The 22,522-nt window shown below is 67.3% G+C and carries 23 protein-coding genes; 8 read left to right on the top strand and 15 right to left on the bottom strand.

The annotated features are described in order from the left end of the window. Positions 1-22: 22 nt before the first annotated feature. The 3 genes from gad to pdxR all read right to left on the bottom strand — a co-directional run bounded on the left by gad (position 23) and on the right by pdxR (position 4,400). The gene (gene gad / locus AC4ELH_RS16065) at positions 23-1,405 is read right to left on the bottom strand and encodes a glutamate decarboxylase (RefSeq protein ID WP_064888068.1); all 1,383 of its coding nucleotides are present in this window, start codon (positions 1,403-1,405) and stop codon (positions 23-25) included. 15 nt (positions 1,406-1,420) lie between these two features. Next, entirely contained in the window at positions 1,421-2,869 is a 1,449-nt protein-coding gene (locus tag AC4ELH_RS16070) for an NAD(P)H-hydrate dehydratase (RefSeq protein WP_498885351.1), read from the bottom strand. A 124-nt stretch (positions 2,870-2,993) separates the two neighbouring features. Next, entirely contained in the window at positions 2,994-4,400 is a 1,407-nt protein-coding gene (gene pdxR, locus AC4ELH_RS16075) for a MocR-like pyridoxine biosynthesis transcription factor PdxR (protein ID WP_498885353.1), read from the bottom strand. A gap of 58 nt (positions 4,401-4,458) precedes the next feature. Between pdxR and AC4ELH_RS16080 the strand changes: the two genes are divergently transcribed. Then, complete coding sequence (locus AC4ELH_RS16080; protein ID WP_498885355.1) at positions 4,459-5,442, top strand: DMT family transporter; 984 nt, start codon at positions 4,459-4,461, stop codon at positions 5,440-5,442. Here AC4ELH_RS16080 and AC4ELH_RS16085 read toward each other — a convergent pair. Next, positions 5,328-5,978, bottom strand: coding sequence for a TetR/AcrR family transcriptional regulator C-terminal domain-containing protein (locus AC4ELH_RS16085; RefSeq protein ID WP_498885356.1), 651 nt, complete (start codon positions 5,976-5,978; stop codon positions 5,328-5,330). The two genes, AC4ELH_RS16080 and AC4ELH_RS16085, sit on opposite strands and share 115 nt — an antisense overlap. Positions 5,979-6,044: 66 nt before the next feature. Here AC4ELH_RS16085 and AC4ELH_RS16090 point away from each other — a divergent pair, with 66 nt between their 5' ends. Then, positions 6,045-7,004: a PDR/VanB family oxidoreductase gene (locus tag AC4ELH_RS16090; protein ID WP_498885358.1), complete on the top strand. Its 960-nt coding sequence runs from the start codon at positions 6,045-6,047 to the stop codon at positions 7,002-7,004. 11 nt (positions 7,005-7,015) lie between these two features. Next, positions 7,016-7,684, top strand: coding sequence for an MSMEG_1061 family FMN-dependent PPOX-type flavoprotein (locus AC4ELH_RS16095; RefSeq protein ID WP_498885360.1), 669 nt, complete (start codon positions 7,016-7,018; stop codon positions 7,682-7,684). Between the two features lie 2 nt (positions 7,685-7,686). Here the strand turns inward: AC4ELH_RS16095 and AC4ELH_RS16100 are convergent, their stop codons facing one another. Beyond that, positions 7,687-8,766 (bottom strand): zinc-dependent dehydrogenase, encoded by a 1,080-nt coding sequence (locus AC4ELH_RS16100; RefSeq protein WP_498885362.1) that lies wholly within the window; start codon positions 8,764-8,766, stop codon positions 7,687-7,689. Positions 8,767-8,960: 194 nt separating this feature from the next. Between AC4ELH_RS16100 and AC4ELH_RS16105 the strand changes: the two genes are divergently transcribed. After that, the gene (locus tag AC4ELH_RS16105) at positions 8,961-10,925 is read left to right on the top strand and encodes a PTS mannitol transporter subunit IICBA (RefSeq protein ID WP_498885363.1); all 1,965 of its coding nucleotides are present in this window, start codon (positions 8,961-8,963) and stop codon (positions 10,923-10,925) included. Between the two features lie 35 nt (positions 10,926-10,960). Next, the gene (locus AC4ELH_RS16110) at positions 10,961-11,719 is read left to right on the top strand and encodes a DeoR/GlpR family DNA-binding transcription regulator (protein ID WP_498885365.1); all 759 of its coding nucleotides are present in this window, start codon (positions 10,961-10,963) and stop codon (positions 11,717-11,719) included. 14 nt (positions 11,720-11,733) lie between these two features. Here AC4ELH_RS16110 and AC4ELH_RS16115 read toward each other — a convergent pair whose 3' ends face one another. Together AC4ELH_RS16115 and glmS are read right to left on the bottom strand one after the other, a co-directional pair. Next, a complete protein-coding gene (locus AC4ELH_RS16115) occupies positions 11,734-12,654 on the bottom strand; it encodes an alpha/beta fold hydrolase (protein ID WP_498885367.1) in 921 nt (306 codons plus the stop codon). A gap of 30 nt (positions 12,655-12,684) precedes the next feature. Further along, positions 12,685-14,562 (bottom strand): glutamine--fructose-6-phosphate transaminase (isomerizing), encoded by a 1,878-nt coding sequence (glmS, locus tag AC4ELH_RS16120; RefSeq protein WP_448445777.1) that lies wholly within the window; start codon positions 14,560-14,562, stop codon positions 12,685-12,687. Between the two features lie 141 nt (positions 14,563-14,703). On the opposite strand from glmS, the gene AC4ELH_RS16125 reads away from it, so the two are divergent. Continuing rightward, complete coding sequence (locus AC4ELH_RS16125; RefSeq protein ID WP_498885368.1) at positions 14,704-15,555, top strand: dienelactone hydrolase family protein; 852 nt, start codon at positions 14,704-14,706, stop codon at positions 15,553-15,555. Between the two features lie 7 nt (positions 15,556-15,562). Here the strand turns inward: AC4ELH_RS16125 and AC4ELH_RS16130 are convergent, their stop codons facing one another. Beyond that, positions 15,563-16,279, bottom strand: a complete 717-nt coding sequence (locus tag AC4ELH_RS16130; protein ID WP_498885370.1) for an SDR family oxidoreductase — start codon at positions 16,277-16,279, stop codon at positions 15,563-15,565. Between the two features lie 71 nt (positions 16,280-16,350). Here AC4ELH_RS16130 and AC4ELH_RS16135 point away from each other — a divergent pair, with 71 nt between their 5' ends. Together AC4ELH_RS16135 and AC4ELH_RS16140 are read left to right on the top strand one after the other, a co-directional pair. Next, positions 16,351-17,232 carry a LysR family transcriptional regulator gene (locus tag AC4ELH_RS16135; protein WP_498885372.1) on the top strand — a complete coding sequence of 294 codons (882 nt, stop codon included), beginning with the start codon at positions 16,351-16,353 and terminating at the stop codon, positions 17,230-17,232. Then, entirely contained in the window at positions 17,232-17,843 is a 612-nt protein-coding gene (locus AC4ELH_RS16140) for a hypothetical protein (protein WP_498885373.1), read from the top strand. Before AC4ELH_RS16135 ends, AC4ELH_RS16140 begins: the two co-directional genes overlap by 1 nt. 16 nt (positions 17,844-17,859) lie before the next feature. Here the strand turns inward: AC4ELH_RS16140 and AC4ELH_RS16145 are convergent, their stop codons facing one another. Genes AC4ELH_RS16145 through AC4ELH_RS16175 form a run of 7 tightly spaced genes read right to left on the bottom strand, consistent with a single transcriptional unit; the run spans position 17,860 to position 22,499 of the window. Further along, a complete protein-coding gene (locus AC4ELH_RS16145) occupies positions 17,860-18,090 on the bottom strand; it encodes a biotin/lipoyl-containing protein (RefSeq protein ID WP_448445785.1) in 231 nt (76 codons plus the stop codon). Between the two features lie 14 nt (positions 18,091-18,104). Next, entirely contained in the window at positions 18,105-18,305 is a 201-nt protein-coding gene (locus tag AC4ELH_RS16150; RefSeq protein ID WP_448445787.1) for a ferredoxin, read from the bottom strand. Between the two features lie 10 nt (positions 18,306-18,315). Then, positions 18,316-19,461 (bottom strand): thiolase family protein, encoded by a 1,146-nt coding sequence (locus tag AC4ELH_RS16155; RefSeq protein ID WP_498885375.1) that lies wholly within the window; start codon positions 19,459-19,461, stop codon positions 18,316-18,318. Then, positions 19,458-19,889 carry a Zn-ribbon domain-containing OB-fold protein gene (locus AC4ELH_RS16160; RefSeq protein ID WP_498885377.1) on the bottom strand — a complete coding sequence of 144 codons (432 nt, stop codon included), beginning with the start codon at positions 19,887-19,889 and terminating at the stop codon, positions 19,458-19,460. The genes AC4ELH_RS16155 and AC4ELH_RS16160 overlap by 4 nt, the downstream gene beginning before the upstream one ends. After that, positions 19,882-20,238, bottom strand: coding sequence for a 2Fe-2S iron-sulfur cluster-binding protein (locus AC4ELH_RS16165; protein WP_498885379.1), 357 nt, complete (start codon positions 20,236-20,238; stop codon positions 19,882-19,884). The genes AC4ELH_RS16160 and AC4ELH_RS16165 overlap by 8 nt, the downstream gene beginning before the upstream one ends. Before the next feature lies 1 nt (position 20,239). Next, a complete protein-coding gene (locus tag AC4ELH_RS16170; RefSeq protein ID WP_498885381.1) occupies positions 20,240-21,439 on the bottom strand; it encodes an acyl-CoA dehydrogenase family protein in 1,200 nt (399 codons plus the stop codon). A 1-nt stretch (position 21,440) separates the two neighbouring features. Further along, complete coding sequence (locus tag AC4ELH_RS16175) at positions 21,441-22,499, bottom strand: acyl-CoA dehydrogenase family protein (RefSeq protein WP_498885383.1); 1,059 nt, start codon at positions 22,497-22,499, stop codon at positions 21,441-21,443. Between the last annotated feature and the right edge of the window lie 23 nt (positions 22,500-22,522).

A 22,522-nucleotide genomic window follows, 5' to 3' on the forward strand; every position in this document is an offset into this window, starting at 1 on the left:
TCAGCGGACCGGGCCGGCCCATCTAATGCGCAAACGGCTGCAGGTCGTCGAACGCTCCGCGCGGCTTGAGCGCGTCGAGCCGGCCGAGCACCGTAATGGTGTCCTCCTTGAGCGCCCGGGCGAGATCGGCCGAGAACCCCTCGCGCACGACGACCCGCAGCACCACGACGTCGGTGGCGCCCTCGGGCATGGAGTAGGCCGGCACCTGCCAGCCGAAGGAACGCAGCCCCTCGGACACGTCGAACTCGGTGTAGCCCGGTTTTCCCTTGAGCCGGAAGCTGACCACGGGGATGGCGGAGCCGTCGGTGATCAGCTCGAAGTGCTCGCTGTCGCGCAGCTCATCACCGAGCCAGCGGGCCGTCTGCGACAGGCACTGCATCACCTGGGTGTATCCGGCCCGGCCCAACCGCAGGAAGTTGTAGTACTGGCCCACCACCTGGTTGCCGGGCCGGGAGAAGTTCAGGGTGAACGTCGGCATGTCCCCACCGAGGTAGTTGACCCGGAACACCAGGTCCTCGGGCAGGTATTCCTTGCTGCGCCACACCACGAAGCCGATACCCGGGTAGGTCAGCCCGTACTTGTGACCGCTGACGTTGATCGACACCACGCGCGGCAACCGGAAATCCCACTCCAGGTCGGGGTGCAGGAACGGGACGACGAATCCGCCGCTGGCGGCGTCGACGTGCACGGGGATGTCCAGGCCCTTGTCTTGCGAGAGCTGGTCCAGCGCCGCGCAGATCTCCGCGATCGGCTCCAGCTCGCCGGTATAGGTGGTGCCGAGGATCGCGACGACGCCGATGGTGTCCTCGTCGACCGCGTCGAGCACCTGCTCGGGGGTGATGACGTAGCGCCCCTCTTCCATCGGCAGGTAACGCGGCTCGACGTCGAAGTACCGGCAGAACTTCTCCCACACCACCTGGACGTTGGACCCCATCACCAGGTTGGGGGTGCGTCCCTTCCAATCCTTCCCGACCTTCTCGCGCCAGCGCCATTTCATGGCCAGCCCGCCCAGCATCACTGCCTCGCTGGAACCGATCGTCGAGACTCCACATGCGGCCGAAGCGTCGTCGTCGCTCAGGCCTTCGGCATGAAACAGGTCGGCGACCATGCTCACGCAGCGCGCCTCGATCGCCGCGGTGGCCGGGTACTCGTCCTTGTCGATCATGTTCTTGTCGAACGTCTCGGCCATGAGCTTCTCGGCCTCGGGGTCCATCCACGTGGTGACGAAGGTCGCGAGATTCAACCGTGAGCTGCCGTCGAGCATGAGCTCGTCGTGGATGAAGCGGTACGCCGCACCGGGTTCCATCGCATCGTCGGGTAGGCGGAGTGAGGGAACCGGCGCCATCGCCAATCTGCCGGTATAGGCGGGCGAGATGTGCGGGGCGCGATGGTGCTTGTGCGGCATGGAGTTCCTTTTCTTCTACAGCGCGGCGATTGCCGCGCGGACATGAGCGAGGATGCGTGACGCCGAGGTCGGCGCCGGGTTGGGACCGGGATCGGCCGCCGACAAGTTGGCGGCGCGGGCATGGACGAAGGCGGCAGCGGCCGCGGCTTCTCCGGGCGGCAATCCGGCGGCCAGCAGGGATCCGATGATCCCGGACAGCACATCTCCGGATCCGGCTGTGGCAGCCCATGATTGGCCTGCGGGGTTGAGATAGGTGGTCATTCCTGATCCCCCGGTCGCTGCGCTCCTGCCCGCCGAACCGGGTTCGGCGATGACGGTGACGTTGCCTTTGAGCAGCACGGTGGCACCTAGTCGCTCGGCCAGACCCCGCGCGGCGGCGATGCGGTCGGGGCCCGGCGGATCTCCTGCCAGCCGTTCGAATTCCCCGGCATGCGGGGTGAGCACGGTCGGCGCGGTGCGTCCGGCGAGCAGGCCGGGTTCGGCGGCGAGCAGGGTGAGACCGTCGGCATCGACGATCACCGGCAGGTCGGTTTCGAGCGCGAAGCGCAGCGCGGACTTGGCCGTGTCATCGGTACCGAGTCCCGGCCCGACCACCCAGGCCTGGACTCGCCCCGCTTCCCGCGGACTGGGTGCGGCGATCACCTCGGGCCAGTGTGAAAGCACCTGCGGGCCGGCGCTTCCCGCATACCGGACCATGCCGGAGGTGGCGGCCACGGCGGCGCCGGTGCTCAACACCGCCGCACCGGGGTAGGTCGCCGAGCCGGACACCACACCCGTCACCCCTTGGGTGTACTTGTCGTCGTGTGGTCCCGGTATCGGCCAGAGCTCCCGGACGTCGGCTGCCTCCAGGCCGGCCAGATCGGTGGGCGCCAGATCCAGACCGATGTCGACGAGCTCGACGCGGCCGCACTCACCCAGTGCGTGTACGGGTTTGAGGGCGCCGAACGTGACGGTCAGGACGGCATGCACATGGGGGCCGTCGGCGGCGCCGGTCTGTACGTCGAGGCCGCTGGGGAGGTCGACGGCGACCACAGGGGCGGTGTTGGCTTCGAACACCGCCGCGGCGTTGGCGCGCAGCGGGCCGCGCCCCGAGATGCCGACAACGCCGTCGATCACCAGATCGGTTGCCGCAGAGATTCCGGACACCACCCGTCCCCCGGCGCGCCGGAACGCCGCCAGACCTTTGGCGTGAGCCTTCTCGGGATTGAGTAGGACCGCATCGGCAGCGGCTCCGCGTCGGCGCAGGAACGTCGCCGCCCACAGGGCGTCACCACCGTTGTCACCGGAGCCCACCACCGCGCAGATCCGTCGGCCGGCGACACCACCGGTGCGCAGCTTCAACTCGGTCGCGATCGCCGTCGCCAGCCCATAGGCGGCGCGGCCCATCAGTACCCCGTCGGGCAGCGATGCCAGTAGCGGCGCTTCGGCGGCACGGATCGCATCGGCCGAGTAGTAGTACCGCATTCGCTCCGCTCCGCTCGATGTGCCGTCGACTTTGCCGCGCGCCAACAGGTTACGTGTGTTTGCTGTCGAGCGTCACCGAATGTGACGCTACGGCTGCTACCGAGCCTCGGCAGCGACCGCTGCGTCACTTTCGCGTGATCCGCGCGATCGTGGCTGCCGCTTCGCGCAACCGGTCGGGTGGATGCGATGCGTAACCGAGAACCAGGCCGGGCGGTCCGGGCAGCCGCCGGTGCCACGACACGGGATGCACGAGGACACCGGCGTCACGCAGATCGTCGGCCAGCGCCACATCATCGACGTCGTCGGGCAACGTGACGAGCAGGTGCAGGCCCGCGGCGACACCGCTCACCCTCGCGGCGGGCATCGCCGCGGTCACCGCGTCCAGCAGTGCGTCGCGCCGTGCCCGGTGCCGCGTGCGCACCAGCCGGACGTGCCGGTCGTATTCACCTGATTCGAGTAATCGCGCGAGCACCAGTTGCGGCACGGTCGGGCTGCCGAGGTCGGTGGCATGTTTGGCCGCCACCAGCTCGGGATGGCGTCGCGGGGGCGCGATCACCCAACCCAGCCGCAGCGCGGGCGCCAGGCTCTTCGAGGTGCTCCCGGCATAGGCGATGCGATCGGGCGCTGAAGCGTGCATGGCCGGAACAGGTGCCCGGTCGTAACGGTATTCGGCGTCGTAGTCGTCCTCGATGATCAGTGCGCCGTCCCATTCCAGCAGCTCGCGGCGCCGATGCGGGCCCAGCACCACGCCCGTCGGGAACTGATGCGCCGGGGTCAGGAAGACAGTCGGTGCGCCGCTGGCGGTGAGTTCGGTGACGAGGATTCCGTTGTCGTCGACGGGGACGGGCACCGGGTGCAGACCCCAGTGCTCGAGTTCGTCGACGGCCCCGCGCGAACCGGGATCCTCGACGGCGATCGTGTCGAGGCCTTCGCCGCGCAACTGCTGGGCGAGCAGGGCGACGGCCTGGGCAACGCCGGCGACCACCAGGATGTCGTCGGGAGCGACGCGCAGTCCGCGGGTCCGGCCGAGCCACGGGGCCAGTGCGGCCCGTAATCGCGGATGGCCCCGGGGATCGCCGTAACCGAGGTCGTCGGGAGACGTCTCGGCCAGCACCGCGCGTTCGGCACGCAGCCAGGTGCTGCGCGGAAATGCCGACAGATCGGGCACGCCCGGCGACAGGTCGATGCCCTCACCGACCGGCAGTCGGGGCCTCGGCAGACGCGCCACCAGCGACGTCAAGGGTTCAGCCCGGGGCGGCCGGACCGGCTGCGTCAGCACATGGGTGCCGCCACCCGCGTGCCCGCCGACCAGACCTTCGTCCGCCAGCCGCCGATAGGCCTCGACGACCACCCCGCGTGATATCGCCAGTTCGCCGGCCAACACCCTGGTGGGTGGAAACCGGGTGCCCGGGGTCAGCCTCCCGTCTGCGATCGCCGTGCGCAGGGCATCCGCGAGCCAGTCGGTGAGCCCGCGTGCCGGAGCAGTCGACGGGTCGAGCTGCAGGAAGTCCGTGCCCGCAATTTGGTCCACGATAGATGTCCAAACTTGGTTCTACTTGTTGGACCATACTGGCGTCAGCATGGGTTACATGTCCAGCCCCACCCGAGCCGGCTTGTCCGGCGCACTCGGCATGACCTTCGTCGGTGGCAGCGTGGCCGTTTCGAGCGCGCTCGCCGACGCGCCACTACACACAGCGCAGGCATTGCGCTACGCCACGGCGTGCATGCTGCTGCTCGCGTGGGCCAGGCTCACCGGCCAACCATTGCGCCTCCCAAGGGGTTCCGAATGGCTGTGGCTGCTGAGTGTGACCGCGAGCGGCCTGGTGCTGTTCAACGTGGCTCTGGTGTACGGATCACGCCACGCCGAGCCTGCGGTGCTGGCGGTCGCGGTCGCATGCGTGCCGGTTGCGCTGGCGACGATGGGGCCACTGCTGGAAGGCCACACACCGCGCAGCAGGTTGCTGGGCGCGGCGGTCGTGGTCAGCGTCGGGGCGGTGGTCGTGGAAGGACTGGGGCGGGCGGACGGAATCGGATTGTTCTGGGCCACGGTGGTATTCGTCTGCGAAGCCGGATTCACGTTGCTGGCCGTGCCAGTGCTCGGTTCACACGGTCCAGCGGGAGTTTCGGTGCACACCACCTGGATGGCCGCCGCGGTGTTCGCTGTGCTCGCGCTGGCCACCGAAGGATGGAGAGCGGCAAGCAGTTTCAGTATCGGCGAGATCCTGGCGATCGGCTATCTGGCCGTCTGCGTGACGGCGGTCGCGTTCGTGCTCTGGTACACCTGCGTGCGCACGCTGGGGGCCGGGGCCGCCGGGTTGCTGACCGGAGTGGCGCCCATTGCCGCCGCGGCCATCGGCGTACCCGTCACCGGGGCCTTACCCGCCGCGGCGGTATGGGCCGGCATCGGCCTGATCGGGGGCGGGCTGGCACTGGGACTGAGCGACAACGGTGCCGCCGGTCAGGCAAAAGGCTCACCGGAACGCATGCCCGACATGAGCAGGTGCAATCCGAACTCGAATCGTGCGTCGAAGTCGAGTAGTCGCTCGACGGGGCTGGACGCGAGGTGCGGATAGTCGCCTACACGAACCACGCCTTCGAGCGTCTCGGTCTCACCCCCGGCCGCACCCTGCTGCTCGAGAACTTCACCGAGGACGTAGCAGAACAGTGAGCTCGCCGCCCACAAGGCGGATTCACGGGCGAGCCCGCCGGCCTGGATACTGCCGACGAGCGTGTCGACGAAGGTCAGGTTGGCTCGCTTGGCGGCGTAGTTCCCGCCGACGATCCGGGCTCCGTCGCGCTGCGCCAGGAGGGCCGAACGGAGTCCCGCAGCAAGGCTTTTGACGCGATGAGCCCATTCGGGGTCGCCAGTCTCGGCGTTTTCCAGTGCCTTCGCCAGGATCGTCTCGGCCATCTCGTCGATGAGGGCGTCCTTGCCGTCGACCAGTCGGTAGATCGTCGGGAGGTGCGCTTGCAGCCGGTCGGCGAGCCGGCGCATCGTCAGCGATTCCAGTCCACCGTCGTTGACCAGCGCCAGGGCCTCCCCGACCACGCGGTCGACCGACAGCTTGGCGAGCGCCACGCGATCGCGGCCAGTCGAGGCGGTTGACACGTTAACGATGTTAACACTACGCTCTGACCTGCAATTAACATTGTTAACACGGAAGTGAGGTGTGGTGTGGGCAGCGAACTGACGGCCGACGGGATCGGCGTCGCCGTCCGCCAACTCCGATGGGAGGCCGACGGCGTGGTGTCCGTGCAACTGCAGCCGCGTGCCGGCGAACTGCTGCCGGCGTGGGAACCCGGCGCACACATCGATCTGCTCCTGCCGACCGGCATCCAGCGCCAGTACTCGTTGTGCGGGCCCGTCGGTGAGCGGTCGTACTACCGCATCGGAGTGCGGCGGGAACGCACCAGCCGCGGCGGTTCCGAGTACGTGCATGCGTTTCTGCGTCCTGGACAACAACTCACGGTTGCCGGGCTACGCAACACATTCGAGCTGCGTCGCGCCATCTCATATGTCTTCGTGGCCGGCGGCATCGGAATCACCCCCATCCTTCCGATGATCCGTCAGGCCGAATCCTGGAGCCTGGACTGGAAACTGCTCTACGGTGGGCACACCGCGAGCTCGATGCCGTTCTCGGGCGAACTCCGCCGATACGGAACACGCGTGAGTTTCTATGCCTCCGACGCCGAGGGCCGCATCCCGCTCGGTGAGCAGTTCGCACAGGTCCGGCCCGGCGCGAAGATCTACGCGTGCGGCCCCTCGGCGCTGCTGTCGGCACTGCAGGACGCCACCGACCATTGGCCGGCGGACAGTCTGCATCTCGAGCGCTTCAAGCCACGTAAGCGGGCGGCATCCGCCGAAGACAAACCGGTCGAAGTGGTGTGTGCCGCGTCGGACAGGACCGTCAACGTCGAAGCGGGCCAGAGCGTTCTCGCCGCGCTCGACGGTGCCGGGATCAACGTGCCCTCGTCGTGCCGATCGGGGATCTGCGGTGCCTGCGAGACCGCTGTCATCGAGGGCGTACCCGACCATCGGGACGACATCCTCTCCGAGTCCGAACGCGCCGCCAACGATCGCATGTTCGTCTGCGTTTCCCGGGCGCAGACTCCCCGGCTGGTTCTGGACGTCTAGGGAACTCGATGATGAAAACCACAGGCACGGCGGCAGACTCGTACTCCCCCGTCTCCATGGAGCGGGTCAGGGAGATCGTCGGATACCCAGAGCGATTCATCGCCGAGAAGAAGGAGCCGAAACTCGGTGAATTCTCGGCTCGGTTCATCGCACACAGCCCGTTCTTCTGCATGGCGACCGTGGGTGCCGACGGTCAATTGGACACCAGCCCGCGAGGAGACCCACCCGGTTCGGTGCGGATCCTCGACCCATGGACGCTCGCCATCCCCGACCGGCCGGGCAACAAGCTCGCCGATACCCACAAGAACATCACCACGCATCCCGCGGTGGGGTTGGTCTTCTTCGTGCCGGGTATCCGCGAGGTGATCCGCGTGAACGGGGACGCGTTCGTCACCGACGACCCGGAACTACTCGAAATGCTCAGCGCCGACGGCAAACCCGCGGTGCTGGCCACCATCGTGCGCATCCGCGAGGTGTTCGGGCAATGCGGCAAGGCCGTGATCCGGGCCAAGCTCTGGGAGGGCGACAGCCGGGGACTGGCCGACGCCGTGACATTGGGCGGGGACTTCTACACCCTCTCGATCACCGAGAGTGCGGCGAAGATGGCCGAGAAACTCGGCGACCTGGCCGACTCGCTTCATGCCGTGATCGACGACCACTATGAAAACGAGCTGTACTGACCTCAGACCGAGGCGGTCGCCGCGGCAGGTTCGACCGTCACCTTGATGGCCTCACCGTTCTGGACGATCGAGAACGCGTCGAGCACGTCGTCGAGCGGGATGTGGCGCGTGATGAGGTCTTTCACCGGTACCTGGCCCGTCGAGATGTACTGCAGCGCACGCTTGTTGTGCTCCGGCGCGGAACCGTTGGCACCGTGGATGTGCAACTGGCGGTAGTGCACCACGTTCGAATCGCAGGTGATGGTCGGGTTGGTCTTGGGCAGTCCGCCGAAGAACGAGATACGCCCGTTTCGGGCCGCCATCGCGATGGCCTGTTCCTGGGTGACGTTGGCCGCGGTGGCGGTGATGACGACGTCGGCACCGCGGCCACCGGTCAGTGCCATCACCTTCTCGACGACGTCGACCTCCGCCGCATTGATCACCTCATCGGGATGGACGGCGTCGGCCGAGATCTTGAGTCGGCTTTCGTTCACGTCGACGAGATAGACGGGTCCGCAGTTGTGCACGCCGCGCGCGATGCGGGTGTGCATGCAGCCGATGGGTCCGGCACCGAACACCACGACTGTGTCGCCCTCTTCGATCCCGAGCAGATCCTGCGCGTTGATCGCACACGCGAACGGTTCGGCCGCCGACGCCTCGTCGTAGCTGACATTGTCCGGAATCCGGTTCAGCCCATCGACCTTCAGCACCTGGCGCGGAACGATCATGTACTCGGCGAACCCGCCGTCGTACTGGTAGCCCATCGATGTCTGGTTCTGGCAGACGGCCATCCAGCCCTTGCGGCACTCATGACATTCTCCGCACGGGACCGCCGCGATCACCTGAACCCGGTCTCCCTCGGCCCAATCGGTGCCATAGGTGGAATTGACGTCGGCACCGACTTCCACGATGTCACCGGCGATCTCGTGGCCGATGGTGCGCGGCGGGGTCAGGTTCTGATGTCCGTTGTGCAGGATCTTGACGTCGGTGCCGCAGGTGGAGCAGTTGCGCACCCGAATCTTCACCTCGTGGGGACCGCACTGGGGCTCCGGCACATCCTCGAGCCGGACATCCTCGGGGGCGTAGAAACGCAGGGCTTTCATGACGGTCCTCTCGACGGGCAGGGACTGGCGATAACCGTGTTGATATCAGCACCCTAACCCCAATCCGGTCATAAAACCACAATTTGAGATGCCCATTTAAGCCCAATTGCTTGCACTCATGCCCATTTGTGCGGTGTACTGGCAGTGCATGTGACCGGCGTCACCCAGCAGCCGGCAAGATCGGAGGTCGTCAGATGTCCACTGTCGAAGCGCCACGCACCGGAGTTCGGGTGTACGTGCAGAAGCTGGGCACCTCGCTGTCGAACATGGTGATGCCGAATATCGGCGCCTTCATCGCCTGGGGTCTGATCACAGCTCTATTCATCGAGCAGGGCTGGCTACAGGCCATCTTCTCCGGACTCAGGAACCCCGACGGCTGGGTGGCCAAGATCGGCGGCTGGGGCAGCTACGACAGCGCCGGAATCGTCGGCCCGATGATCACCTATCTGCTGCCCGTTCTGATCGGTTACACCGGTGGCCGGATGATCCACGGCAACCGGGGCGCCGTCGTCGGTGCGATCGCCACCATGGGGGTGGTCGCCGGCGCCGATGTCCCGATGTTCATGGGCGCGATGATCATGGGGCCGCTCGGCGGCTGGGCGATGAAGAAGGCCGACGCGCTCTGGGAAGGCAAGATCCGGCCCGGATTCGAGATGCTCGTCGACAACTTCTCCGCAGGCATCCTGGGCATGCTGCTGGCCATCCTCGGCTTCTTCGGCGTCGGGCCGATCGTGTCGTCTTTCACCCGCGCCGCCGGCAATGCGGTGGATTTCCTGGTCAACAATGACCTGCTGCCCCTGACCTCGATACTCATCGAGCCGGCGAAGGTCCTGTTTCTCAACAACGCCATCAACCACGGGGTGCTGACACCGCTGGGCACCACCCAGGCGCTCGAGACCGGCAAGTCAATTCTCTTCCTACTCGAGACCAACCCCGGGCCCGGACTGGGAGTCCTGTTGGCGTTCATGGTGTTCGGCCGCGGTGTTGCCCGCGCGTCGGCACCGGGCGCCGCGATCATCCAGTTCTTCGGCGGTATCCACGAGATCTACTTCCCGTACGTGCTGATGAAACCCAAGCTGATCGCCGCCACCATCCTCGGCGGTATGACCGGCGTCTTCATCAACGTGCTGTTCGGTTCCGGACTGCGCGCGCCGGCCGCGCCCGGTTCGATCATCGCCATCTACGCGCAGACCGCCGGCGGCAGCTTCCTCGGCGTGACGTTGTCGGTGCTCGGCGCCACCGCCGTCTCGTTTGCCGTCGCCTCACTGCTGCTCAAGACCGACCGTGCCGAAGACGAGCCGGATCTGGCCGCGGCCACCGCCGAGATGGAGGCACTGAAGGGCAAGAGGTCCAGCGTGGCCTCCGCCCTGGTCGGCGCGCACCGCGGACCGGTGAACAGCATCGTGTTCGCCTGTGACGCCGGCATGGGGTCCTCGGCGATGGGGGCGTCGGTGCTGCGCAAGAAGATCCGGTCCGCGGGATTCGGCGACATCACCGTGACCAACCAATCGATCGCGAACCTGACCGACACCTACGACCTGGTGGTCACCCACCGCGATCTGACCGACCGCGCCCGCCTGAAAACCGCCTCGGCCGTTCATGTCTCGGTCGAGGACTTCATGAGTTCCCCTCGCTACGACGAGATCGTCGAGATGTTGCAGAACACGAACGCGGCTTCGGATGAGCAGACAACCGAGGCTGCGCGCTCGCCCGAAGACCAGACAGCCGGCGCCGAGGTTCTGCCCCTCGAATCGATCGTGCTGGCCGGCTCGGCCACCTCGGCGGACGCCGCGATCGACGAGGCCGGTGCACTCTTGGTGGCAGCTGACTCCGTCGAGCCGGCCTACGTGGATGCCATGCACGAACGCGAGAAGTCGGTGTCGACGTACATGGGTAATGGTCTGGCCATCCCGCACGGCACCAACGAGGCCAAGACTGCGATCCGCCGTACCGGGATCTCCTTCGTGCGCTACCCCGAACCCATCGACTGGAACGGCAAACCCGCCGAGTTCGTCGTCGGCATCGCCGGGCTGGGCAACGACCATATGGCACTGCTGACCAAGATCGCCCATGTCTTCCTCGACAAGGACGAGGTCGCCCGACTGCGGGCTGCCACCAGCGCCGACGAGGTGCGTGCAGTGCTCTCCGACAGCAAATAAGCGACGCCGCACCCGGGTGCCCCAGAATGGCAAGCGTGGATTCAGATACCCGCCAGAGCCGCATCGTCGAGTTCGCGCGCAGCCGGGGCCGCGTCGATGTGCTGACGTTGGCCTCCGAACTCGACGTCGCAGCCGAGACCATCCGTCGCGACCTCAAGGCGCTGGCCGGGAGACGACTGCTCAAACGTGTGCACGGGGGTGCGATCCCGCTGGAGACCGCAGCGTTCGAATCCACCGTCGAATACCGCAGCCAGGTGGACCTGGCCCAGAAGCACCGCATCGCTGCCGCGGCGGCACATCAGTTGCATGGCGCCGAAACCGTCTACCTGGACGAGGGTTTCACGCCACGCCTGATCGCCGAACAGCTCGCCGATCAGGAGCTGACCGTGGTGACGTCATCGCTGCTGGCAGCCGAAGCACTGGCACACAGCGAGACCGTCACCGTCCTGATGATCGGTGGGCGAATGCGTGGACGCACCCTGGCCACCGTCGACCACTGGGCGGTGGAGCGCCTGAACAGCCTCGTCATCGACATCGCATTCCTGGGCACCAACGGGATCACTACCGAGCATGGCCTCACCACACCGGATCCCGCCGTGGCGGCGGTGAAGCAGACTGCGGTGAACGTCGCGCAACGGCGCGTACTGGTGGCCGCCCATTCCAAGTTCGGGGAGACGAGTTTCTGCCGGTTTGCGAACGTCTCCGACTTCGAGTCGATCGTCACCGGCACCGAGTTACCCGCAGAGGAAGCACAGCACTATGAAGCGCTGGGGCCGTCGGTGATCCGCGCCTGAAGATCCTCGTCGGCCTACGCCGCGTTCCAGAACCGGCCCGCACGTCGCGCGATCTCTTCGGGGTACTCACCGTTGATGGCGTGAGAAGCATCGGCCCAGAGTTCGACTTCCCCGCGCGCCAGCACCTCCCGCGCCCGCGCGACGGCACGCTCGGGGTCGAGCATGACGCTGCGCCCCGCGATCAACGCAAGCACCGGCACGTCGAGCCCCCGCAACTGCTCCTCGGTGAACATTTTCGGCGCCGGTACGCGCAGCGTGAAATCCTTTGCCCCGGCATCGATCAGCGCGGATTCGCTCGCGGCGGCCTGCAGGTCCGCACCACCGGCAATCCAGCTGTGCACCCTCCGGCGCCAGCGCTCCGGCGCGCCCGGGGCGAACAGCGCCACCGAAGCGAGAATGGCCTTCGCCGGGATTCCGGTGAAGGTGAAAACCGGGTCGAGCAGCGTAAGCGAGGCTATCCGGCCGGGCCGGTGCACCGCGCAATTCGCCGCCGTCCACCCGCCCATCGACACTCCCAGCAGGTGCGCCGCTTCCAGGCCCAGGCCGGCCAGCGTCTCGTCGAGCCATTGTGCCTGATCCGGTGCACCGCGAATCGCCTTGTCCTGCACCGACAGACCGGCCTCACCGAGCAGGTCGATCGCATACACCGTGCGCTGTTGCAGCAACGGCCCGAGGTTGGTCCGGTACATCGGCGTCGACGCGTTGCGGCCCGGCAGCAGCACCACCGGCGCACCTGAGTCCGGTCCGGCGAACCGGTAGGCCCGGACCGTTCCGAACGAGGTCGGCACGTCGAACAGTTCGAACGGCGGCAACGTCGCCATCCCGGCCCGGTAGGCGCCCAGGAAGTGCTCGAACGCCGACTCGGAGACGAAGGCCCCCAACCCGTTCCGGTCCCGCCGTCGGGCAATGTTGACCTTGGGAACCTGCAGATCCATCAGACCTCGGCGCCGAACGTGAAGACCGGACTACTCGACGGTGACGGACTTGGCCAGGTTGCGCGGCTTGTCGACGTCGTAACCCCGCGCCCGCGCCACCCCGGCCGCGAACACCTGCAGCGGGATGGTCGACAGCAACGGCTGGAAAAGCGTTGACACCGCCGGGATCTCGATCAGGTGATCGGCGTACGGCCGCACCGTGTCGTCACCCTCTTCAGCGATCACGATGGTCACCGCGCCGCGGGCCTGGATCTCGCGGATGTTGGACAGCAGCTTGGCGTGCAGCATCTGGGCGTTCTTGGGTGACGGCATCACCACGATCACGGGCAGGTCGTCGTCGATCAATGCGATCGGACCGTGCTTGAGCTCACCGGCGGCGAAGCCCTCGGCATGCATGTAGGCCAGCTCCTTGAGCTTGAGCGCACCCTCCAACGCCACCGGGTAGCCGACGTGCCGGCCCAGGAACAGCACCGTGGGCGACTTCGCGAACCGCTGCGCCAACTGCCCGACCGGCTCGATGCCGGCCAGCACCCGGGCAATCAGGTCCGGCATGGCCTCCAGGTCGTGGTACTCGCGCTCGACCTCGTCGGAGTACTTGGTCCCGCGGGCCTGCGCCAGGGCCAGCCCCACCAGGTAATTCGCGGCGATCTGGGCCAGGAACGTCTTGGTGGCGGCCACACCGATCTCGGGCCCGGCCCTGGTGTAGAGCACTGCGTCGGCCTCGCGCGGGATCTGGCTGCCGTTGGTGTTGCAGATGGCCAGCACCTTGGCCTTCTGAGTCTTGGCGTGCCGCACCGCTTCCAGGGTGTCGGCGGTCTCGCCGGACTGCGAGATGGCGATCACCAGGGTGCTGCGGTCCAGCACCGGGTCCCGGTACCGAAACTCGCTGGCGAGTTCGACCTCGACGGGCAGCCGGGTCCAGTGCTCGATGGCGTACTTGGCCAGCAGACCCGAGTGGTAGGCGGTGCCGCAGGCGACGATGAAGACCTTGTCGATCTCGCGGAGTTCCTGATCGCTCAGGCGCTGCTCGTCGAGCACGATGCTGCCGTCGACGAAATGCCCCAGCAGGGTGTCGGCGACCGCGGCGGGCTGCTCGGCGATCTCCTTGAGCATGAAGTAGTCGTAGCCACCCTTTTCGGCGGCATCGAGATCCCAGTCGATGTGGAACTCGCGGTAGTCCCGGCCGGCCTGCAGGTCATCGCGGCCGAAGAAGTCGGTGATCCGGTAGCCGTCGGCGGTCAGCACCACGGCCTGGTCCTGGCCCAGCTCCACGGCGTGCCGGGTGTGCTCGATGAACGCCGCCACATCGGAGCCGACGAACATCTCGCCGTCACCGATACCGACCACCAGTGGGGTGGACCGGCGCGCGGCCACGATCGTTCCCGGATCGTCGGCGTTGGCGAATACCAGGGTGAAGTGGCCTTCGAGGCGCTGCAGCACGGCCAGCACGGAGGCCGGGAAATCGCCGGCGGTGGCGCCCTGTGCGTACTGACGGGCCACGAGGTGCACCGCCACCTCGGAGTCGGTGTCGCTGGAGAATTCGACCCCGTCGGCTTCGAGCTCGGCGCGCAGAACCGCGAAGTTCTCGATGATGCCGTTGTGGACGACGGCGATCTTGGCCGCTGCGTCACGGTGTGGGTGGGCGTTGCGGTCGGTGGGACGGCCGTGGGTGGCCCAGCGGGTGTGGCCGAGGCCGGTACTGCCGGTCAGGATGCCATCGTCGGTCTCGGCGAGGGCGGTCTCCAGGTTGGCCAGCCGGCCGGCGCGGCGACGCACCGTCAACCCGCCGTTGCCGTCGATCAACGCGATTCCCGCGGAGTCGTAGCCCCGGTATTCCATCCGCCGCAGCGCGTCGACCACGATGCCGCGGGCCGGGCGCGCCCCGACGTAGCCGACGATTCCACACATAGGGTCCCAGGGTAGTGCAGTCGGCCGCCTGACCCGATTCTGCGGCGGCGGGGTTTGACACAAATCACCGTGTTGGCACATGGGCGCGACTCAGGTTCAATCGGCGGTCACGCGCCAGTCGCCCTGCGCTACGGTCAACGCGTGGCCAGCACAAAGAAGCTCTTCGCAGGGTTGACCCGCCGCGGACCGCATCGAGTCCTGCGCGGTGACCTGGCGTTCGCCGGCATGCCGGGAGTGGTCTACACGCCCGAGGCCGGCCTGAATCTGCCCGGTGTGGTGTTCGGCCACGAGTGGATGACACGGGCGGAGAACTACACGGGCACGCTCGAGCACCTGGCGTCCTGGGGCATCGTGGCGGCGGCACCCGATACCGAGACCAGCGTGGCTCCGTCGGTGCTCAATTTCGCGTTTGACCTGGGCGCGGCCCTGGAAATCATCACCGGCGTGCGGCTGGGCACCGGCAAGATCAGCGTGCACCCGGGCAATCGGGGTGTGGTGGGGCACGGTTTCGGTGGGTCGGCCGCGGTGTTCGCTGCCGCAGGTATGGGAGGTGATCCGCACCGCCCGAAGGCCGTGGTCTCGCTGTTCCCGACGGTGACCAAGCCGCCCGCCGAACAACCGGCGTCGACGCTGCAGGTCCCCGGCCTGGTCCTGACCGCGCCCGGGGATCCGATGACGCTGCGGTCCAATGCCGTGGAACTGGCTCGCACCTGGGAGGGTGCGACGTTGCGGACCGTCAGCAAGGCGCAGGCCGGCGGCCTGGTCGAGGGACGCCGCCTGGCTCGGTTCATCGGCCTGCCCGGCGCCGACAAGGACACCCAGAAGATCATCCGCGGCCTGCTCACCGGGTACCTGCTGGCCACGCTGGCCGGCGACAAGTCCTACCGCGACTTCGCCGATCCCGACGCCACACTGCCCCATACCGAACCGGCCGACCCGAACGCCGATCCGGTCGCCCTTGAAGACAAGGTCGTCGCGCTACTCAAGCCGTGATCGGGAGTCACACCAAGGTCGTACCGCCGTCCACTGTCAGCACGACCCCGGTGCCGAACTCCTGCTCCATCAGGTACGCGTACGCCAGCGCGGTGTCGGATGGTTCGCCAATCCGGCCGACGGGGAGATTGCTCGCGAACTGCTCGTAGATGGCCTCCCGATCCTCCTCACCGAGTGCCGACCACAGCGGCGTCCGGATCGGACCGGGGGCGACGGCGTTTACGCGCAACGGCGCCAGTTCGACGGCCAGCGCCCTGGTCATCGCGTCGATTGCGCCGCATACCGCGGTGGGCAGCACGCCGAGTCCCGGTTTTTCGGCGGCAGTGCCGCTGGTGAGGGTGATCGACCCGCCCGGCGTGATCCGGGGCGCGAACTCCCGCACCGTCTGCAGCTGGCCGATGAGTCGAGTGCTGATGAACTCGGTGATGGTCGCAGCGGTCAGATCGGTCAGGCCGACCATCGTGAGCGACTCCCCCGCGCTGAATACCAGGTGCTCGATCTGCCCGACCTCATCGACGAGACGACCGAGCGAGGCGGGGTCGGCGAGGTCGACGGTCATCCCCCGGGCGTTCTCACCCAGTTCGGCGACAGCTCGATCGACGTTGGACTGGTTGCGCGACACCACGATCGGGATGCCACCTCGGTCCGCCACCACAGCCGCCACCCCCAGGCCGATGCCGGAGGTGCCGCCGATGATCAGGACACGTGCGTTCTTGAGGTTCATGAGTCCACTGTGAATTCGCGGCGACTTCGTCGTCCAAGACTCTTTTCGTCGTTCGGCGATACCCTCGGGGTATGAGCACCGCGGACCTCGACCTGCGCAAGCTGCGGTACTTCGTCGCGGTCGCCGAGGAGCTGAATTTCGGTCGGGCGGCCCAGCGTCTCCATATCGCACAACCCGTGCTGTCGCGGCAGATTCGGGCGTTCGAGAGCGAGCTCGGTGCTCAGTTGTTCATCCGCGGCTCGACCGGTACCCAGCTGACCGCCGTCGGCGCGCAGCTGCTGCGGGACGCCAAGGTTCTGCTCGACGACGCGCACGCGCTGCGACAGCGCCTGTCCCGCGCCGCCGGACACCCGGTGATTGTGACGGTCGGAGTGATCGCCGGGTTGCGGGCAACAGCGGCGGCCGCGGCGTTCGAGGCGGGCGGCCCGCGGCGTCGGGCAGTCGTGCGGCAGGTCCCGTGGCCCGAGCAGGCGGAGTTGGTCCGGTCGGGCGAGGTCGACGTGGTCTATGCCCGGGAGCCGGTCGACCACCGCGGACTGGGCAGCGCAGCCCTGCTGGAAGAACCCATGGACGCGGTGCTGCCGGCAGACGACGCCTTGGTGACGCGCGCCGCGGTGCGCCTCGCCGATCTCGCATCCAGGCTGTTGCTACTGCCGGACCCTGCAATGGTGCCGGACTGGGTGTGCGCGGCCGCACCCGATCAGCGGTGGGCACCGCCGCGCGACGAGTTCCGCAGCGTGGAGGACAAACTCGAACACGTTGCCGCGCACGAGGGTTTCGTCATCCTGCCCCGATCCACCACCGCCTACTACCGCCGACCCGATGTGAAAGCCGTGCCGATCGAAGACCTGGGGCCCTCCCGCGTGACACTGATCTGGAACGCCAACACGGACAACCCGGCGCGGGACGAATTCGTGGCAGCTGCGCTGGCGTGCCGAGCGGAGACGATCTGATGTCCGACCAGCCCACCTGGGTACGAGCAGCAGAGCCCATCATTCCTCCGGCGCTGGCAGTCCAGAAGACGGTCGGGGTACCGGATTTCGAGATCTATCAGTTGCTGACGATGAAGTGGGGAATGCTTCCCAGGCGGGCCATGATCGATTGGACCCTGACGGAGTACGGGATCTCCACCGAGGACGCGCAACGCATCCACCAGCGTGTCGTCGGGCTACTGGACGACGAATCCTCTCGCTTCGAGAACCTGAAACAGGTTGTCGGCGTGGCGAAACAGGACTCGACTTCGTTGTCGTTCTGCAGCGTGTTGTGGCCGGGTTTCGAGTTCACCGCACACACCGGGCCGGCCGGAACAATTGAGGCAGCGCAGTACTGCCGCGCCGGGGGCTATCCGCTGCCCGCCGATTCGCCCGGCGAGCAGCCCACGTGGAGCATGGACACCGCCGAATTCATCGAGTATTTCGGCCCCGCCACCCTCACAAACCGGCATCCCCTCACCGACGATGTTCTTCCCGCGCACGAGGTGTACGACTTCGAGTGGAACGGCAGGCGGTACGGCGCCGGCTTCAGCTGGGGCCTGTTCCTGCTCGCGGGTCAGTACTGGGAATGAAGCCGCGGCTCGGCGGCTACGTTTCCAGGATCCCCAAACTCGCTCCGACCGGGTACGTTTCGTCCTCCTCGGCCGAACCGTGGCGCAGCACCCCGGCGCTGGGCGCCGGAATATCGGCCGACACCTTGTCGGTACCGACGGTGTAGAGGTCCTCACCCTCCTCCACGACCGTCCCGTCGGGTACCAGCCAGCCGAGAAAGGTGCCCTCGGTCATCGTCACGTCGAGTTTCGGCATCTTGATTTCCATCGTGGGTCAGCCTTTCAGTTTGGTCGGCGGGCGATGCTCAGGGCCAGCGCGGGGCACGACTCCACCGCCTTCTGCGCCAATTGCCCTTTTTCCGGCGGGATTTCGTCGACCACCAGCTCAACCTGACCGCTGGCGCCGACCTCGAACAGATCGGGAGCCACGGCCTCACAGATCCCGTTCCCGACACACCGATCCGGATCGACAGTCACCTTCATCGCTGCACCCCTATCTGGCGAGGATCGTGCAGCCGCTGAGGCCAGGGGCACCGTAGACGTGCGACAGTGCGACTCTGGGTTCTCCCGGGACCTGGCGTTCGCCCGCGGTACCGCGCAGTTGCAGAACGTTCTCGTGGATCTGCCGCAGCCCTGAGGCCCCGATCGGTTCGCCGTTGGCCAGGCATCCGCCATCGGTGTTGATCGGCAGTCGTCCGGAGAGTTCGGTTGCGCCGGAATAGATCAGCTCGGCCTGTTCACCGTCGGCGCACAGTCCGGTCTCGGCCAGGTGGATGATCTCCGCGCCGGCATCGGTGTCCTGCAGCTGGGCCAGGTCCACGTCGGCGGGACCGATGCCCGCCAGCTCGAACGCCGCAGCCGCGGCCCCGACGGTCGGGCTGGCCCCACGACGCACCGACAGCGACGGACTGAGTACCTCGAACGAGCCGGGCCGGCGCGTCCGTACCGCCGAGGAGGCGACGTACACCGGATGCGGACTGTACTGCTTGGCCTTGTCCGCATTGCACAGCACCACCGCGGTGGCTCCGTCACCCGGCGAGCACAGCATGTACTGGCGCAACGGATCCGACAGCATCATCGAGGCTTCGATGTCAGCTTCCGACAAGGGTTTACGGCGCCAGGCGTTGGGATTGAGCGAGCCGTTGCGGAACGCCTTGGCCGCCACCTTGGCCAGCAGCCGCTCCGGCAGGCCGAACTCGTGCAGGTACCGCTTGATCTTCAGTGCGAAGAACTGGGACGTGAGGGCGAGGCCGGATGGGCCGTACCACTCGCCGAGACCCATCGCGGCGGGGTCGATCGCGAATGCTCCGCGCGGATGCGAGTCGAAACCCACTACCAGTGCCAGGTCAGCCGCCCCGGCCTCGATGGTGTGCACCGCCGAGATCAGCGAACTGCTGCCGGTGGCACAGCCGTTGAACACGTTGACGAAAGGAACACCGGTCAAACCGAGATCGGACACCAGCGTGTCGGCCGACCCCGCTGACATGCTGCCGCCCACGGCGTACTCGATCTGCGGCCAGGTCACCGACGCATCGGCCAGTGCCTGTCGCACGGCCGCCACGGCCTCGTGCCGAACCGAGGTGTCTTGATAGCGCCCGAACGGTCGGCATCCGACCCCGATGATCGCCACCGAATTCATGACAGATTCCCTCCTTGCGCAACCGGCGCGAAAGCGAAAGTCTGTCGGGTTTCCCCGGTTTCGGTGACGACTTCGACGCTCACCAGGGTCATCGGCATACCGATCCGCAGCCGCTCCGGGTCCGACTCGGTCAGGCGCGCCTCCACGATGACCTCGCCGGGCAGTTCCACGTAGCCCACGCCGAACGGAGCGAAGTCGTCGGCGCCGCCGAAGTACGGCGGGCTCGGTGGCGGGAACCGCTGCACGGTCCAACTCCAGAGGACACCCGAAGCTGCCAGCGGCACCGTCGTGATGTCGGCAGCGCCGCAGTCCCGACACGACTGCTTGTGCGGGAACTCGATCTCACCGCAGGCGTCGCAGCGGCCGCCGACCAGGTTGAGCCGTCCGTCGTTGACCTTCATGATGCCCGGATCGATGACCTCAGCCACCCGACTCCCCCTGTCCTGCTTGTTGTTCTGGTTGGGCACGCAGTTTGCGCACTCCGCGTTTCTCCACCGTCACGTCTCCCAGCACGCCCGCCTGGCAGGCCAACCGCACATGCTCGCCGCGCCCACCCTGATCGCCGCTGAGGTTGCGAACTTCCTGGGCTTCAGACGCCGACGGCTCCGACAGGTTCTCCGATCCCTCGAGCACGCCGATGTGGCAGACCAGGCAGTCCCCGTTTCCCCCGCACACCGTCGGCCACCGAACATCCGCCGCCCGCGCGGCGGCCATCACCGTCTGCCCCTGTGCCGCCTCGAAAGTGATCCCGGAGGGCCGGACGGTGACGGTCGGCATGTCAGCTGCGCCGCAGTTCACGCCACGGCTTGCCACGGCCGGGGTCGATCTCGCGTTCCAGGCCCAGCACCCGCTCACCCACGATGTTGCGCTGCACCTCGGACGTGCCGCCGGCGATGGTGAAGCGGCGGCTGTCCAGCAGGTTGTGCGTCTCGGGAGGCATCGTGTCGTCCCAGTAGGCGGCTTCGGCACCGCCCACCTCGAAGCCGAGTTCGCTGATCTCCTGGGACAATTCGGACAGCACCAGCTTGGTGATCGAACCCGTGGGAGATCCGCCGGGCGTACGGGACTCGGCGATCGAACGCAGATTGGTCAGCGCCAGGGCATGCTCGACGGCGAACAGGTCTACCAGCCGATCCCGGATCACAGGGTCATTCCAGCGGCCGTTCCGACGCGCGAGCTCGAGCACGGGCGCGAGCGGCACACCGCTGGCACCGGAGGTTTCCGAGAGCCCGGACCGTTCGGCGTTCAACGTCGTCATGGCCACGCGCCAACCGTCGTTGACCTCACCGAGCACCGTCTCCGGCCCCAACACCAGGTCCTCGAGGAACACCTCGCAGAAGTGTTCGTCGCCGGTGAGTTGGCGCAGCGGCCGCACGGTCACCCCCGGTGAGGCCATATCGACCAGGAAGCAGGTGATCCCGGCGTTCTTCGGCCGGTCCGGATCGGTCCGAGCCAGCAACATCCCGTAGCGGGAACCCGCGGCGAACGAACTCCACACCTTCTGCCCGTTGATCCGCCACGACGCACCTTCGGGCACGGCTCGGGTGGCCAGGCTCGCCAGGTCGGATCCGGCGCCCGGCTCGCTGAACAGCTGACACCACATGTCGGCACCGGCCACGATCCCGGGCAGATACCGGTGTTTCTGTTCCGGTGTGCCCCAGTCCATGATGGCCGGGCCGATCAGCATCAGCGGCACGAAGTAGTGGTCCGGCAGGCCGGCTCCGCGTTCGATCAGCACCGATCGCACCACGGCGGCCTGCTGTTCGGTGTAGCCCAGGCCCCCATGCTCGCGTGGCCAGTGCGGCACGGTGTAGCCGCGTTCGCCGAGTGCCGCGTACCACGCTTCGGCCGCGTCGCGGTCTATGTCGGAAAGCAGCACGCGTCTACCGGATGTCACTGCACCACGGAACTTCTCGGGAAAGTGCTCGGCGACCCAGCGGTCGACTTCTCTGCGGAGTTCATCGTCGTGTTCAGCCACTTCACGCCTCCCGTCGATCGATGAGGCCGGCCAGGCGGCTTCGACACTTGCTCGGCGAACCGGTCAGCGCGACAACAGAGTTGGCCCTTCGCAGGTAACGGTGCGCCCAATGCTCCCAGGTGATCGCGATACCCCCGTGCAACTGGACGGCAGCCTTGGTGACCGCGAGCGCGGTTTGCCGCGACAGCAGTGCCGCCACCGCCAGGTCGATGTCGGTGCCCAATGCCTGAGGTTCGCTGCCGACCCGCCAGGCCGCCCCGTAGACGGCCGAGCGGGTGAGTTCGACGGCGGCCAGCAGATTCACCAGGCGGTGCTTGACCGATTGGAAGGAACCGATTGTCCGACCGAATTGGACTCGCTTGTCGACGTACTGCACCGTCGCGTCCAGCACGCGCTGTGCCACACCGAGCAGTTCAGCCGAGATGACCAGGTCGGCCCGGCGGGCCAGGGCGGTACGTACTGCTTCGGCCTCCGCGCCGTGCAGCAGGACGGCCGGTTGCACCGCACGGGCGGTCCACCGCCCCAGAGAGCGGGACAGATCGAGCCCGGACAGTTCTTCGGCAAGCCCCGCCGCACTGTCGAGGAGAGCCACCGCAGGCCTGCCGTCGAGTGTTCCGGTGACCACCACGACGTCGGCTCCGGTGGCATTCCACACCGGAACCGCGGTCACGTCGATGCCACCGGACAGATTCGTGCTCAGTTGTGCGCCCCTGGCGGCCGCGACGGTTCGCGTCCCGTCGCGGAGCGGTGCCAGCAGCGCGGCGTTCCCGACCCCCGCTGCCAGCACGCCCGCCGAGACGCTGGGCAGCAGCGGGCCGCCGAACAGGGCTGCGCCGGCACACTCGGCGAGGATCGCCAAGTCCACGGCTGTCGCCGAGGAGTCCGGCAGTCCGCTGTCGAAGACGATCTCGTCGGCACCGACGTCGGACAACAGTTTGCGCCAACCGTCATCGCCGGGGGCCTCGAAGAACTCCCCGAGCACGTCGCGCAGGGCGGTGTGCTCCGCGGTGAATTCAAACTCCGCAGAAGCGGCTTCGCGCGCAAGTTCGGCGGTCTCCATCAGGGCCTCCCGGCCGGCGTCGG

The sequence above is a fragment of the Mycobacterium shunyiense genome, assembly GCF_058270075.1.

Bases quoted from the DNA above. Each gene is read 5' to 3' on its own strand.
- gad (WP_064888068.1), bottom strand. From the start codon at position 1,405: ATGCCGCACAAGCACCATCGCGCCCCGCACATCTCGCCCGCCTATACC.
- AC4ELH_RS16070 (WP_498885351.1), bottom strand. From the start codon at position 2,869: ATGCGGTACTACTACTCGGCCGATGCGATCCGTGCCGCCGAAGCGCCG.
- AC4ELH_RS16080 (WP_498885355.1), top strand. From the start codon at position 4,459: ATGTCCAGCCCCACCCGAGCCGGCTTGTCCGGCGCACTCGGCATGACC.
- AC4ELH_RS16095 (WP_498885360.1), top strand. From the start codon at position 7,016: ATGAAAACCACAGGCACGGCGGCAGACTCGTACTCCCCCGTCTCCATG.
- AC4ELH_RS16100 (WP_498885362.1), bottom strand. From the start codon at position 8,766: ATGAAAGCCCTGCGTTTCTACGCCCCCGAGGATGTCCGGCTCGAGGAT.
- AC4ELH_RS16105 (WP_498885363.1), top strand. From the start codon at position 8,961: ATGTCCACTGTCGAAGCGCCACGCACCGGAGTTCGGGTGTACGTGCAG.
- AC4ELH_RS16115 (WP_498885367.1), bottom strand. From the start codon at position 12,654: ATGGATCTGCAGGTTCCCAAGGTCAACATTGCCCGACGGCGGGACCGG.
- glmS (WP_448445777.1), bottom strand. From the start codon at position 14,562: ATGTGTGGAATCGTCGGCTACGTCGGGGCGCGCCCGGCCCGCGGCATC.
- AC4ELH_RS16130 (WP_498885370.1), bottom strand. From the start codon at position 16,279: ATGAACCTCAAGAACGCACGTGTCCTGATCATCGGCGGCACCTCCGGC.
- AC4ELH_RS16135 (WP_498885372.1), top strand. From the start codon at position 16,351: ATGAGCACCGCGGACCTCGACCTGCGCAAGCTGCGGTACTTCGTCGCG.
- AC4ELH_RS16140 (WP_498885373.1), top strand. From the start codon at position 17,232: ATGTCCGACCAGCCCACCTGGGTACGAGCAGCAGAGCCCATCATTCCT.
- AC4ELH_RS16145 (WP_448445785.1), bottom strand. From the start codon at position 18,090: ATGGAAATCAAGATGCCGAAACTCGACGTGACGATGACCGAGGGCACC.
- AC4ELH_RS16150 (WP_448445787.1), bottom strand. From the start codon at position 18,305: ATGAAGGTGACTGTCGATCCGGATCGGTGTGTCGGGAACGGGATCTGT.
- AC4ELH_RS16155 (WP_498885375.1), bottom strand. From the start codon at position 19,461: ATGAATTCGGTGGCGATCATCGGGGTCGGATGCCGACCGTTCGGGCGC.
- AC4ELH_RS16165 (WP_498885379.1), bottom strand. From the start codon at position 20,238: ATGCCGACCGTCACCGTCCGGCCCTCCGGGATCACTTTCGAGGCGGCA.
- AC4ELH_RS16175 (WP_498885383.1), bottom strand. From the start codon at position 22,499: ATGGAGACCGCCGAACTTGCGCGCGAAGCCGCTTCTGCGGAGTTTGAA.